Raw genomic sequence first — 241 nt, forward strand, 5'->3', positions numbered from 1 at the left:
GACGTCAACAAAGAATGTGCAAAATACACATATCAGCGAAAAGCTGCGCGAACTGCATGGGGCTTTGATCGAGATCGTCAGCGTCATGAACCGCCCGCAGCGCGACGAGCAGATGGTCCGGGAGGCGGGCATTTCGCTCGATCGCGCCCTGTTTCCGCTGCTCGTCACGATAGAGCGGCTCGGCCCCATCGGGGTGGTCGAACTCGCCGACCGCGCCGGGCGCGACTACACCACCGTCAGT

The 241-nt window shown here is 61.8% G+C and carries 1 pseudogene; it reads left to right on the top strand.

The window, feature by feature from the left end:
- Nucleotides 1-241, top strand: a pseudogene (locus AF337_RS10535) (MarR family transcriptional regulator); the annotation flags it as partial.

It is taken from the genome of Rhizobium ecuadorense (genome assembly GCF_001187535.1).
Lineage (GTDB): Bacteria > Pseudomonadota > Alphaproteobacteria > Rhizobiales > Rhizobiaceae > Rhizobium > Rhizobium ecuadorense.